We start from the raw sequence: 12,746 nt of genomic DNA, 5'->3' as shown, positions 1-12,746 counted from the left end.
AGCGCCATGAGCGCCCTCTTCCAGGCAAGCGGCTTTTTTGCGTTTCGCGCCGTCGACAGGAGACGGCGCCGACTCGCCCCGACCGATGCGCTCTCGAAGCGCGAAGAGGACGACGGTGACGATGACTGACGAAACAAGCGAAGCAAAGACATTATCGCCGACAGCGTTCGATCGTCGCGCGCTGCTGCGCGGCGCGGCCGGCGCTGTCGCGAGCTTCGCCGCCATACGCGCGGCTTTTCCCGGCGGAGCCTTCGCCGAAGGAGCGGGACCCGAAACGACGAAAGCAATCCTCGGCTATATTGCGCTCGTCGACGCAGCGCCGCTGATCATCGCGAAAGAGAAAGGCCTCTTCGCCAAGCATGGAATGCCCGACGTCGAAGTGACGAAGCAAGCGTCCTGGGGCGCGACGCGCGACAATCTGGTGCTCGGCGGCGCCGCCAATGGCATAGACGGCGCGCATATTCTCACGCCCATGCCTTATCTCATCTCGACCGGCAAAGTGACGCAGAACAATATGCCGACGCCGATGTATATCCTCGCGCGCCTCAATCTCGACGCGCAGGGCATATCCGTCGCCAATGAATATAAGGATCTGAAGGTCACGACCAACGCCTCCGCGCTGCGCGAGGCCTTCGCCAGGAAGAAAGCGCAAGGCAAGGAGGTGAAGGTCGCCATGACCTTCCCCGGCGGCACGCATGATTTATGGCTGCGCTATTGGCTTGCTGCGGCCGGCATCGATCCCGACAAGGATGTCTCGACCATCGTCGTGCCGCCACCGCAAATGGTGGCGAATATGAAGGTCGGCAATATGGACGCCTTTTGCGTCGGCGAGCCGTGGAACGAGCAGCTCGCCAATCAAGGCATCGGCTACACCGCTTGCGCGACCGGCGAGATCTGGACGAAGCATCCGGAAAAAGCGCTCGGCCTGCGCGCCGATTGGGTGGACAAGAATCCACGCGCCGCGCGTGCGCTCACCGCCGCTGTGCTGGAAGCGCAGCAATGGTGCGATAAAATGGAGAATAAAGCCGAGCTCGCCGAGATCGTCGGCAAGCGCCAATGGTTCAACGTGCCCGTCGCCGACATCGTCGGCCGCCTGAAAGGCGATCTCAATTACGGCAATAGCCGCATCGAGAAGGCTACGAAGCAATATATGAAATTCTGGCGCGACGGCGCGTCCTACCCTTTCAAGAGTCACGACGCCTGGTTCGTCACCGAGGACATACGTTGGGGCAAGCTCGAGCCGACGACAAATATAAAAGCGCTCGTCGACAAAGTGAATCGCGAAGACATTTGGCGCGAGGCCGCGAAGGCGATCAACGTGCCGGCAAAAGAGATTCCGACATCGACCTCGCGCGGCAAGGAGACCTTCTTCGACGGCAAGGTCTTCGATCCGGAAAATCCGCAAGCCTATCTGAAGAGTCTGTCGATAAAGCGCGCTCAGGTGTGACCGAAGAGGCCGAAATGACGATGCAAATCATCAATAGCGATCTCGTCGACGCGACTCCCGGCGACGATCGCTCGATCGACGAGCTCTATGCGCGCAGGCGCGTTCCGCTCATCGAAAAGCATGGCGCGCGCATTCGCGCCTTCTTCGCCGCTGTTCTGCCGCCGATGATCGTGCTCGCGATCCTGCTCGGCCTCTGGCAGCTCCTCTGCATCGCGCCGACCTCGGCCTTGCCGTCGCCCACGCGCATATGGAGCGAGGCGAATGATCTCATCCTGCATCCCTTCTTCGTCGCGGGGCCGCAGGATATCGGACTCGGCTGGCGCGTGCTCACGTCGCTGCAACGCGTCGCCATCGGCTTCGGCCTCGCCAGCGTCGCCGGCGTGCTGCTCGGCGTGATCGTCGGACAATCGCGTTGGGCGATGCGCGGCCTCGATCCGCTGTTCCAAATCCTGCGCACTGTGCCGCCGCTCGCCTGGCTGCCGATCTCGCTCGCGGCGTTTCGCGACAGCTATCCATCCGCGATCTTCGTGATCTTCATCACCTCCATCTGGCCCATCATCATCAACACCGCGGTCGGCGTTCGCAATATCCCACAGGATTATCGCAATGTCGCCGCCGTGCTGCGGCTCAATCAATTCGAGTTCTTCTGGAAGATCATGATTCCCTCGGCCGCGCCCTACATCTTCACCGGCCTTCGCATCGGCGTCGGCCTCTCCTGGCTCGCCATTGTCGCGGCGGAGATGCTGACCGGCGGCGTCGGCATCGGCTTCTTCATCTGGGACGCGTGGAACTCCTCGCGTCTGCCCGACATATTCGTCGCGCTCGCCTATATCGGCGTGACCGGCTTCGTGCTCGACCGCATCGTCGCCGCGATCGGCGTCATCGCCACGCGCGGCGCGCAGGCCTCCTGAAATCAAGGAGCTTTCATGAGCTATCTTCGCATCGATCATGTCGACAAGACTTTCACCAATGGCGCCCGCTCGACGAAAGTGCTCGAAGCCGTCGACCTCTCGGTCGAGAAGAGCCAATATGTCTCGATCATCGGCCATTCCGGCTGCGGCAAATCCACTCTGCTCAACATCGTCGCCGGTCTCGTGAGCGCCAGCCTCGGCGGCGTCGTGCTGGAAAACCGGCAGGTCGACACGCCCGGGCCGGATCGCGCCGTCGTCTTCCAGAATCATTCGCTGCTGCCCTGGCTCTCCGTCTATGACAATGTGCGCCTCGGCGTCGACAAGGTCTTCGCGGGAAAGAAGAGCCGCGCCGAGCGCCATGATTGGACCATGCGCAATCTCGATCTCGTGCAAATGACGCATGCGAGGGACAAACGTCCGAGCGAGATTTCCGGCGGCATGAAGCAGCGCGTCGGCATCGCCCGCGCGCTCGCCATGGAGCCGAAGGTGCTTCTGCTCGACGAGCCCTTCGGCGCGCTCGACGCGCTCACGCGCGCGCATTTGCAGGATCAGGTGATGGAGCTGCATCGCACGCTCGGCAATACGGTGATGATGATCACCCATGATGTCGACGAGGCCGTGCTGCTCTCCGATCGCATCGTCATGATGACCAACGGCCCTTGCGCCACGATCGGCGAGACATTGGACGTCGCGCTGCCGCGCCCGCGCAACCGGCTGGAGCTCGCCGCCGATCCCGTCTATCTCGACTGCCGGCGCCGCGTGCTGCAATTCCTCTATTAGCGTCATCACTATGTCGAAGCGGCTTGAGGCGTCGGCGCGATGAGCGAGCCCCTCGTCATCATCGGCAATGGCATGGCCGCCGCGCGCCTCGTCGACGAATTGTCGAAGCGCGCTCTCGGCCGCTACGCCATCGCCGTCATCGGCGAGGAGCCGCGCCTCGCCTATAATCGCGTGCTGCTCTCGTCCGTGCTCGCGGGCGAAACGGAGATGGCCGATATCGAGCTGAAGCCCGCGAGCTGGTGGCGCGACCGCGGCGTCACGCTTCTCTATGGCCACAAGGCGCGCGCCATCGACCTCGGGGCGAGGCGCGTGTCGCTCGAAAGCGGCGAGGAGATCGCCTTCTCCAAGCTCGTTTTCGCCACTGGCTCGCGCGCGCTGCGTCTGGCGCTGCCCGGCGCCGAGCTTCCCGGCGTTTGCGTGTTTCGCGACGGCGCCGACGTCGACGCGCTGAAACGCGCGGCCGCGCAGCGTAAGAGGATCGTCGTCATCGGCGGCGGCCTGCTCGGTCTCGAAGCCGCCTATGGTCTCGCCAAATCGGGCGCCGTCGTCACGCTCGCCCATGTCACCGATCGACTGATGGAGCGACAGCTCGACACGCCGGCCGCGGCGCTGCTGAAGCGACTCATCGAGAGCAAGGGAATAGACGTGCTGCTAGAGGCGAACGCCGTCCGCATTCTCGGCGAGGAGCGTGTTCGCGGCGTCGAATTCGCCGACGGACGCAGCATCGAGACAGAGGCGGTCGTCTTCGCGGCCGGCATCGCGCCCAATAAGGAGCTCGCGCGAGATGCGGGCGTCGAGGCGCAGAGAGGCGTCGTCGTGAACGATCACTTGGAGACAAATATCGACGACGTGTACGCGCTCGGCGAATGCGCCCAGCACAGAGGCGCCTGCTACGGCCTCGTCGAGCCCGCCTATGAGCAGGCGCGCGTCCTCGCCGCGCGCCTCTGCGGCAAAGACGACGCCTATGCGGGCAGCGTGGTTTCCACCAATCTGAAAGTGTCGGGCGTCAATGTCTTTTCCGCCGGCGATTTTTTAGGGAGCAACGGCGGCGAGACGATCTCCTGGCGAGACCAGGGCCTCGGCCTCTACAAAAAGCTCGTCATCGACAACGGCCGCCTCGTCGGCGCCGTTCTCGTCGGCGACACCAGCGCGGCCTTGTGGTGCTCGGAGCTCATTCGATCGGGCGCCGATATCGGAGAATCGCGGGACTCGCTGATCTTCGGCCGCGCGCTCGGCGATAGAAGGGCGGCATGACCATGGCCGGCGATTTCACAGCGGAGCAAAAGCGCTATCTCGAAGGCTTCGCCTCCGGCTTTCAGGCCTCGCGCGCCCTGCGCGTTCCGACGCCGACAAAAGACACGCCGATCGGCCCGGACGCCAGTCATCTCGAGGCGCAGGATCGCGCCGTCGCGGGCGGCGGCGCGCTCGATGAACAGGAAAGAATCAAGCGCGAGCAGCATCCGTTCGACGCCTATGCGCGGCTCGTCGCGCAGGCGGCGCGCAATGAAGCGCCGAAACCCGCCGATAATTTTCGTTGGCGCTATCATGGGCTGTTCTATGTCGCGCCGACGCAATCCTCCTATATGTGTCGCCTGCGAATTCCCAACGGCATTCTCACCCATTGGCAATTCGCCGGCATCGCCGATCTCGCCGATCGTCACGGCGGCGGCTATCTGCATGTCACCACGCGCGCCAATCTACAGATTCGCGAGATCGAGCCGCGGAGCGCCGTCGCCTTGATCGAGGGCGTGCAGAGCCTCGGATTGTGGACACGCGGCGCCGGCGCCGACAATATTCGCAACATCACCGGAACGCCGACCGCCGGAATCGATCCTAATGAGCTCATCGACACGCGTCCGCTGGCGCGCGCGTTGCATTTTCACATTCTCAACGATCGCTCGCTCTCCGGCCTGCCGCGCAAGTTCAACATCGCTTTCGACGGCGCCGGCCGCATCGCCGTGCTCGAGGACACCAATGACGTCGCCTTTCAGGCGATCGAGATCGTCGACGGTCATGGCCTCGAGCCGGGCGTCTATTTCCGTCTCGCGCTCGGCGGAATCACAGGCCACAAGGATCTCGCGCGCGACACCGGCGTCATCGTTCCGCCGGACGAGGCCGTCGCGGTCGCCGACGCAATCTTGCGCGTCTTCATCGAGACCGGCGATCGCACCGATCGCGCGCAGGCGCGATTGAAATATGTGCTCGACCGGCTCGGCCTCGACGATTTCCTGACGCGCGTCGAAGAAAAGCTCGGCCGCGCCTTGCTGCGCGCGCCCGCGGACGCCATCGCTCCGCGTCTCGGCTTCGACAGGCTCGCGCATATCGGCGTTCACCCGCAAAGGCAGGCGCAGAAAAGCTGGCTCGGCGTGGCGTTGACGCTCGGACGACTGACGAGCGACGCGGCTCGCGGCCTCGCCGAGATCGCGCGCGCCTTCGGCGATGGCGACATACGGCTCACCGTTTGGCAGAATCTGCTGATCTCCGGCGTTCCGGACGCGCGCGTCGACGAAGCGCTCGCGCAGATCGAAGCGCTCGGCCTTTCGACGAAAGCGTCGCCGATTCGCGCCGGACTCGTCGCCTGCACCGGCAATGTCGGCTGCCGCTTCGCCGCCGCCGACACCAAGACGCACGCCGCCGAGATCGCCGCCCATTGCGAGGAGAAAATCGCGATGGACACGCCGATCAACCTGCATGTGACCGGCTGCCGCCACTCCTGCGCGCAGCATTACATCGGCGACATCGGCCTCGTCGGCGCGCGCGTCCCGATCAATGACGAGGGCGACACGGTCGAAGGCTATCACATGGTCGTCGGCGGCGGCTTCGGCGCGGAGGGCGCGATCGCGCGCGACTTATTCGAGAATGTCGCGGCGAAAGATGCGCCGCGCAAGGTCGAGAGCCTGTTGCGCGCCTATCTCGCGCATCGCGCGACGGCCGACGAAAGCTTTGCCGCCTTCACGCGCCGCCACGACGCCGACGCGTTGAAGCGGCTGATCGCGGAGTGCGAGGAATGACGAAGATCACGCAGCCGCAGAGGCTCGAGCTCATCCCCCCTTCGGCGCCATTTTCCGAAGAGCAGCGCGCCTGGCTCAATGGATTTTTCGCCGGACTCATGTCCATGGACGATGCCGGCGTCGTCGCTCTGTCGCCGGCCGAGAATGCGGCGATCGTCGGCAATGAGGACGATGGAGCCGCGCCTTGGCATGATCCGAGCTTGCAATTGCCAGAGCGCATGACGCTCGCGCAGGCGCGGCCATTGCGACGGCGCATGATGGCCGCCATGGCGCAGCAGGATTGCGGCCAGTGCGGCTATGATTGCCACAATTATGCGGAGGCGCTGTTCGCGCGCAAGGAGGCGCGCCTCAATCTCTGCGCGCCCGGCGGCAAGGACACCGCGCGCATGTTGAAGACGCTCGTGGACGAACGCGACGCTGCATCGACCGAGGATGCGGGCCCGAAGGCTCGCGCTCCGGAGCCGGAATTGGACCGCGAGCCTTCGGGCTCGCATCCGGCTCCGGCGCTCGGCCGCTCGCGCGACAATCCGGTCGAAGCTCACTTTTTGTCGCGCCGACGACTGAACAAGCCCGCGTCGGAAAAAGAAAGCTGGCATATCGAATTCGATCTTTCGGCCAGCGGTCTCGATTACGCCGTCGGCGATTCTCTCGGCGTGCTCGCGCAGAATGATCTCGGCCTCGTCGATCAGATCATCGCCGTGATCGGCGCCGCGCCGCTCGCGCCGGTGAAGGGCAAAACCTTGCGAGAAGCGCTGCGCGACGATTGCGCGCTCGCGCCTGCGCCGGATCGGCTCTTCGAGCTCATCTCATTTCTCACCGGCGGCGAGACGCGCGCCAAGGCGCGCGCGCTGGCGCAGGGCGAAGATCCGGACAAGGACGCCGCCGATCTCGACGTGCTGGCGGCGCTGATGAAGTTTCCGGGCGTGCGGCCGCATGCGGAAGCCTTCGTCGAGGCGCTCGAGCCTTTGCAGCCGCGTCTCTATTCCATCTCCTCCTCGCCGAAGACGGCGCCCGGACGCGTGTCGCTCACGGTCGACGCCGTGCGCTATGTGATCGGCAAGCGCAAGCGCAATGGCGTCGCCTCCACCTTTCTCGCGGACCGCATCGAGAGCGGCGCCTCGGCGAGGGTCTATGTGCAGGCGTCGCACGGCTTCTCGCTGCCGCGAGATCCGCAGACGCCGATCATCATGATCGGCCCGGGCACCGGCGTCGCGCCGTTTCGCGCCTTTCTGCAAGAGCGCGCAGCGATCGGCGCGAGCGGCCGCAATTGGCTGTTCTTCGGCCATCAGCGCAGCGATTGCGATTTCTTCTATGCGGATGAATTCAACGCGATGAAATCCTGTGGCTTGCTCACGCGCCTGTCGCTCGCCTGGTCGCGCGACGGCGCCGAGAAATTCTATGTGCAGGATCGCATGCGCGAGGTCGGCCGCGATCTCTTCGCCTGGCTCGCCGAGGGCGCGCATATCTATGTCTGCGGCGACGCCAAGCGCATGGCCAAGGATGTCGAACGGGCGCTCGTCGACATTGTCGCGCAATATGGCGCGCGCGCCACCGACGAAGCCGTCGCCTTCGTCGCGGAATTGAAGAAGAACGGCCGCTATCGACAGGACGTCTATTGATGCAGAGAGTCGATCCGCGCAGCGTCGCCGTCGCGACTTCCTGTCCCTATTGCGGCGTCGGCTGCGGCGTTCTGGCGACAGCGGACGGGCGCGGCGGCGCGACAATCGTCGGCGACGCGAGTCATCCGGCGAACTTCGGACGGCTGTGCTCCAAAGGCTCGGCCTTGGAGGAGACGCTGTCGCTGCAAGGGCGATTGCTGCATCCGATGCTCCGCTCCGGCGCCGAGCTGCGCCGCGCGCGCTGGGACGAGGCGCTCGGCCATGTCGCGCAGGGCTTTCAGCGCGTGATCGACACGCATGGGCCGCAGGCGGTCGCCTTCTATCTCTCCGGCCAATTGCTGACCGAGGATTATTACGCGGCCAACAAGCTCATCAAGGGCTTCATCGGCTCGCCCAATGTCGACACCAATTCGAGGCTCTGCATGGCGTCGACGGTCGCCGGCCACAAGCGCGCCTTCGGCGCCGATGTCGTGCCGGGATGCTATGAGGATCTCGACTGCGCCGATCTCATCGTGCTCGTCGGCTCCAATGCGGCCTGGTGCCATCCGATCTTGTTCCAGCGCATCTTGCGCAACAAGCAGGAGCGCGGCGCGAAGCTCGTCGTCATCGATCCGCGTCGCACGACGACGGCGGAAGACGCCGATCTGTTTCTGCCGATCGCGCCGGGCGGCGATGTCGCGCTGTTTTGCGGCTTGCTCACCCATCTCGTCGCCAATGGCGCGACCTGCGACGATTATATCGCGCGGCACACCGAGGGATTCGCGCAAGCGCTCGCCGCCGCGCGCGCGATCGCGCCGACCATCGCCGCGACAGCCGCCGCCGCCGGCCTGCGCGAGGTGGATGTCGCCTCCTTCTTCGCGCTGTTCACGGCGACGCCGAAGGTCGTCACCGCCTTTTCGCAAGGCGTCAATCAATCGGCGCAGGGAACCGACAAGGTCGACGCCATCGTCAATTGCCATCTCGCGACCGGACGCATCGGCGCGCCGGGCGCCGGGCCTTTCTCGCTGACGGGACAGCCCAACGCCATGGGCGGACGCGAGGTCGGCGGCCTCGCCAATCAGCTCGCAGCGCATATGGGCTTTTCCGACGCCGAGGTCGATCGCGTGCGGCGCTTCTGGAACGCGCCGCGCATCGCGACGCGCGAAGGCTTCAAGGCGGTGCAGATGTTCGAAGCCATCGCCAGCGGCGAGATCAAGGCGCTGTGGGTGATGGGGACGAATCCGGCGGTTTCGCTTCCGCAGGCCAACGACGCGCGCGCGGCGCTGGCCAAGCTCGATCTCTTCGTCGTCTCGGACAATGTCCTTTCGAACGACACGATCGCCGCCGGCGCGCATGTGCTGCTGCCGGCGCAGGCCTGGGGCGAGAAATCGGGCACGATCACCAATTCGGAGCGACGCATCTCGCGCCAGCGCGCCTTTTTGCCGTCGCCCGGCGAGGCGGAGCCGGACTGGCGCATCGTCGGCGCGCTGGCGGCGCGCATGGGCTTCGGCGACGCCTTCCGCTTTCGCACGGCCGCGGATGTGTTTCGCGAGCATGCGGCGCTCTCGGCTTTCGAGAATGACGGCGCCCGCAGCTTCGACATCGGCGGGCTCGCGGCGCTCTCCGACGACGCCTATGACGCGCTGCGCCCGACGCTCTGGCCGATCCGCGCCGGCGAGACCAAAGGACGCGAGCGCTTTTTCGCCGAGGGTGGATATTTCACGACAGACGGCAAGGCGCGCTTCGTCGCGCCGGAGCCGCCGGCGCTGCACGCCGCGACCTCTGCGGCCTTTCCCTTTCGCCTCAACACGGGGCGCATTCGCGACCAATGGCACACGATGACGCGCACGGGGAAAAGCCCTCGCCTCGCGCGTCATTCGCCCTCCCCTTTCGTCGAGATTCACCCGGCCGACGCCGCGCCGCTCGGCCTCGTCGACGGCGGCTTCGCACGCGTCTCCACGCGCCACGGCGAATGTGTGCTCATGGTGGTCGTCACCGATCGGCAGCGACGCGGACTGTTGTTCGCGCCGATTCACTGGAGCGACGAGACATCGTCCTTCGCGCGCGTCGGCGGGCTCGTCACGGCGATCACCGATGCGCATTCGGGACAGCCGGAGGCGAAGGCGACGCCGGCGCGCATCGATGCGGTCGCGTTCAAATCGCGCGGCTTCCTGCTCTCGCGCGCGCCGCTTCGACCAGCGTTCGCCGAGCTCGGAACCAAGATCGCGCTCGCCGACGGCCATGGCCTTTTATTCGCCTCGGACGCCGCGCTCGACCTGTGGCGAGACTATGTGGCCGCGCTCGGCGATGCGGCCGATGCGGCCGATGCGGCCGATTATCTCGACGAGGCGCGCGGCGTCTATCGCGCGGCGCGCTTTCGCGCGCAACGCGTCGATCTGTGTCTGTTCGTCGGGAGGCAGGACGCGCGCGCGGCATTCGAGGTTGCGACAGCGCTCTTCGAGAAGGAGCGGCTCACTGACGAGCAGCGCAAGGCGCTGCTGTCGGGACGCGCGGCCGATGGCGCGCAGGAGGATGGCGCGATCGTCTGCGCCTGCTTCGGGGTCGGCGCCAAGACGATCGACCGCACGATCGCGCAAGGCGCGCGCAGCGTCGCCGAGATCGGCGCGAGGCTGCGCGCCGGCACGAATTGCGGCTCCTGCATTCCGGAACTCAAGCGCGCCATCGCGGCGGCGCGCGCCTGCTGCGCGGAATAGGACGGCGACAGCGCTACTTCAGCAGCGCGGCGACGCCGGGCAGCTGCTTGCCCTCGAGCCATTCGAGAAAGGCGCCGCCCGCGGTCGAGAGATAGCTGAACTCCTGCGCCACATGGGCCTGATTGAGCGCCGCGACCGTATCGCCGCCGCCGGCGACGGAGAGCAGCTCGCCTTCCACCGTCAGCCGCGCCGCCGTTTGCGCGACGGCGTTGGTGCCCTCGTCGAAGGGCGGCAGCTCGAAAGCGCCGAGCGGACCGTTCCAGACCAGCGTTTTGCTCCTCGCGAGCAGGCTCTCGATATGGGCGATGCTCTTCGGCCCGACATCGAGGATCATGTCGCTCTCGCCGACATGCTCGATCGCGACGATATGCGAGGGCGCATGAGCCTCGAATTTCTGCGCCACCGTCGCGTCGATCGGCAGCACGATCTCGCATTTCGATGTTTGCGCCTCGGCGAGAATGGCGCGCGCCTTGTCGAGCAGCTCGTGCTCGCAGAGCGATTTGCCGACCGGCTTGCCCTGCGCGGCGAGAAAAGTATTGGCCATGCCGCCGCCGATGACGAGACTATCGACCTTGCGGATCAGATTGCCGAGCAGCTCCAATTTGGTGGAGATTTTCGCGCCGCCGACGATCGCCATGACCGGATGCGCCGGATGCTCCAGCGCCTCGGAGAGCGCCTGCAGCTCGGCCTGCATGGTGCGGCCGGCATAGGCGGGCAGAAGATGCGCGAGCGCTTCCGTCGAGGCATGAGCGCGATGCGCGGCCGAGAAGGCGTCGTTCACATAGACGTCGCCGAGCGCGGCGAGCGCGGCGGCGAAAGCGGGGTCGTTCTTCTCCTCGCCCTTGTGAAAGCGCGTGTTCTCGAGCAGCAGAATGTCGCCATTCTTCATCCGCGCTATGGCTGCGAGCGCGACGTCGCCGACGCAATCCTCGGCGAAGTCGATCTTGCGCTTGGCGGTCTCCTCGATCGCGGCGACGACGGGACGAAGCGAATCCTCATCCTTGCGCTCGCCCTTGGGGCGGCCGAAATGGGCGAGAAGGATCACCTTGCCGCCCTTTTTCGAAATCTCCTCGATCGTCGGCAGCACGCGCTCGATGCGCGTCCTGTCGGTGACGACGCCATTCTCGGTCGGCACATTGAGGTCCACGCGCAGCAGAACGCGCTTGCCCTCGAGGTCGGCGGAATCGAGCGTGTCGAATGACGGCATGACTGGTGTCCCGATGAACGAGGAAAAACGAATTGGTCAGATGAGCTTGCCGATCGTCGCGGCGACATCCGTCATGCGGCCGGAGAAGCCCCATTCATTGTCGTACCAGGACAGGATGCGCACCAGCTCGCCCTCGATCACCTTGGTCTGATCGAGATGGAACACGGACGAGCGCGGGTCGTGGTTGAAATCGATCGAGACATTCTTGTCGTCGGTGTAGCCGAGAATGCCCTTCAGCGGCCCGTCGGCGGCGGCGGCGATGGCGGCGTTGATCTCCTCCTTGCTCGTCTTGCGCCCCGGCACGAATTTGAGATCGACGGCCGAGACATTGGGCGTCGGCACGCGGATCGCGGCGCCGTCGAGCTTGCCTTTCAGCTCCGGCAGCACGAGCCCCACGGCCTTGGCCGCGCCGGTCGACGTCGGGATCATGGACAACGCCGCGGCGCGGCCGCGATAGAGGTCCTTGTGATACGTATCCAGCGTCGGCTGGTCGCCCGTGTAGGAGTGGATCGTCGTCATGAAGCCGCGCTCAATGCCGACCGCCTCATTCAGCACTTTGGCGACGGGGGCGAGGCAATTGGTGGTGCAGGAGGCGTTGGAGACGACGAGATCGTCTCTCGTGATCTTGTCCTGATTGACGCCATAGACGACGGTGATATCGGCGCCCTCGGACGGGGCGGAGACCAGCACGCGCTTGGCGCCGGCGTCGAGCAGCGCCTTCGCCTTGTCGCGCGCGGTGAAGAGCCCCGTGCATTCGAGCGCTATGTCGATCCCGAGCGCCCGATAGGGAAGCTCGGCGGGATTGCGGATCGCCGTGACCGCGATCGCGCCGAAGCCCACGTCGATCGAATCGCCGTCGACCTTCACCTCGCGCGGAAAACGGCCATGCACGGAATCGAAGCGCAGGAGATGGGCGTTGGTCTCGACCGAGCCGAGATCGTTGATCGTCACCACCTCGAGGTCGGTGCGGCCGGTCTCGACGATATAGCGAAGAATATTGCGTCCGATGCGTCCGAACCCGTTGATCGCCACTCTCACGGCCATAGCGGTGCTCCTTCCCGTCTGCTCGCTCGTCTGC

The 12,746-nt window shown here is 65.5% G+C and carries 10 protein-coding genes; 8 read left to right on the top strand and 2 right to left on the bottom strand.

Annotation, left to right across the window (positions count from 1 at the left end; all coding sequences use genetic code 11):
• Positions 1-6 precede the first annotated feature (6 nt).
• From VIF40_RS06815 to VIF40_RS06780, 8 genes are read left to right on the top strand one after another with little or no spacing between them, the layout of a single operon-like run.
• Positions 7-129: a hypothetical protein gene (locus tag VIF40_RS06815; RefSeq protein ID WP_331936772.1), complete on the top strand. Its 123-nt coding sequence runs from the start codon at positions 7-9 to the stop codon at positions 127-129.
• The gene (locus VIF40_RS06810) at positions 122-1,447 is read left to right on the top strand and encodes a CmpA/NrtA family ABC transporter substrate-binding protein (RefSeq protein WP_331936771.1); all 1,326 of its coding nucleotides are present in this window, start codon (positions 122-124) and stop codon (positions 1,445-1,447) included. The genes VIF40_RS06815 and VIF40_RS06810 overlap by 8 nt, the downstream gene beginning before the upstream one ends.
• Positions 1,448-1,461: 14 nt before the next feature.
• The gene (ntrB, locus tag VIF40_RS06805; protein ID WP_331936770.1) at positions 1,462-2,358 is read left to right on the top strand and encodes a nitrate ABC transporter permease; all 897 of its coding nucleotides are present in this window, start codon (positions 1,462-1,464) and stop codon (positions 2,356-2,358) included.
• A 15-nt stretch (positions 2,359-2,373) separates the two neighbouring features.
• Positions 2,374-3,138 carry an ABC transporter ATP-binding protein gene (locus tag VIF40_RS06800; RefSeq protein ID WP_331936769.1) on the top strand — a complete coding sequence of 255 codons (765 nt, stop codon included), beginning with the start codon at positions 2,374-2,376 and terminating at the stop codon, positions 3,136-3,138.
• 39 nt (positions 3,139-3,177) lie between these two features.
• Entirely contained in the window at positions 3,178-4,392 is a 1,215-nt protein-coding gene (locus tag VIF40_RS06795) for an NAD(P)/FAD-dependent oxidoreductase (protein ID WP_331936768.1), read from the top strand.
• 2 nt (positions 4,393-4,394) lie between these two features.
• The gene (locus VIF40_RS06790) at positions 4,395-6,149 is read left to right on the top strand and encodes a NirA family protein (RefSeq protein WP_331936846.1); all 1,755 of its coding nucleotides are present in this window, start codon (positions 4,395-4,397) and stop codon (positions 6,147-6,149) included.
• Positions 6,146-7,768, top strand: a complete 1,623-nt coding sequence (locus VIF40_RS06785; protein WP_331936767.1) for a sulfite reductase subunit alpha — start codon at positions 6,146-6,148, stop codon at positions 7,766-7,768. The genes VIF40_RS06790 and VIF40_RS06785 overlap by 4 nt, the downstream gene beginning before the upstream one ends.
• Positions 7,768-10,461, top strand: a complete 2,694-nt coding sequence (locus VIF40_RS06780; protein WP_331936766.1) for a molybdopterin-dependent oxidoreductase — start codon at positions 7,768-7,770, stop codon at positions 10,459-10,461. Before VIF40_RS06785 ends, VIF40_RS06780 begins: the two co-directional genes overlap by 1 nt.
• A gap of 13 nt (positions 10,462-10,474) precedes the next feature.
• Here VIF40_RS06780 and VIF40_RS06775 read toward each other — a convergent pair whose 3' ends face one another.
• Together VIF40_RS06775 and gap are read right to left on the bottom strand one after the other, a co-directional pair.
• Positions 10,475-11,668, bottom strand: coding sequence for a phosphoglycerate kinase (locus tag VIF40_RS06775; protein WP_331936765.1), 1,194 nt, complete (start codon positions 11,666-11,668; stop codon positions 10,475-10,477).
• A gap of 36 nt (positions 11,669-11,704) precedes the next feature.
• Positions 11,705-12,712, bottom strand: coding sequence for a type I glyceraldehyde-3-phosphate dehydrogenase (gene gap / locus VIF40_RS06770; protein WP_331936764.1), 1,008 nt, complete (start codon positions 12,710-12,712; stop codon positions 11,705-11,707).
• Between the last annotated feature and the right edge of the window lie 34 nt (positions 12,713-12,746).

Source organism: Methylosinus sp., assembly GCF_036560965.1.
In the GTDB taxonomy this organism is placed as follows: domain Bacteria; phylum Pseudomonadota; class Alphaproteobacteria; order Rhizobiales; family Beijerinckiaceae; genus Methylosinus.
The sequence above is the reverse complement of the archived record's forward strand: the minus strand, read 5'-3'. Positions and strand labels throughout refer to the sequence as shown.

Coding starts and splice junctions, on each gene's coding strand:
- VIF40_RS06780 (WP_331936766.1), top strand. CDS start 7,768: ATGCAGAGAGTCGATCCGCGCAGCGTCGCCGTCGCGACTTCCTGTCCC.
- VIF40_RS06775 (WP_331936765.1), bottom strand. CDS start 11,668: ATGCCGTCATTCGACACGCTCGATTCCGCCGACCTCGAGGGCAAGCGC.
- VIF40_RS06815 (WP_331936772.1), top strand. CDS start 7: ATGAGCGCCCTCTTCCAGGCAAGCGGCTTTTTTGCGTTTCGCGCCGTC.
- VIF40_RS06795 (WP_331936768.1), top strand. CDS start 3,178: ATGAGCGAGCCCCTCGTCATCATCGGCAATGGCATGGCCGCCGCGCGC.
- VIF40_RS06800 (WP_331936769.1), top strand. CDS start 2,374: ATGAGCTATCTTCGCATCGATCATGTCGACAAGACTTTCACCAATGGC.
- gap (WP_331936764.1), bottom strand. CDS start 12,712: ATGGCCGTGAGAGTGGCGATCAACGGGTTCGGACGCATCGGACGCAAT.
- VIF40_RS06810 (WP_331936771.1), top strand. CDS start 122: ATGACTGACGAAACAAGCGAAGCAAAGACATTATCGCCGACAGCGTTC.
- VIF40_RS06790 (WP_331936846.1), top strand. CDS start 4,395: ATGGCCGGCGATTTCACAGCGGAGCAAAAGCGCTATCTCGAAGGCTTC.
- ntrB (WP_331936770.1), top strand. CDS start 1,462: ATGACGATGCAAATCATCAATAGCGATCTCGTCGACGCGACTCCCGGC.
- VIF40_RS06785 (WP_331936767.1), top strand. CDS start 6,146: ATGACGAAGATCACGCAGCCGCAGAGGCTCGAGCTCATCCCCCCTTCG.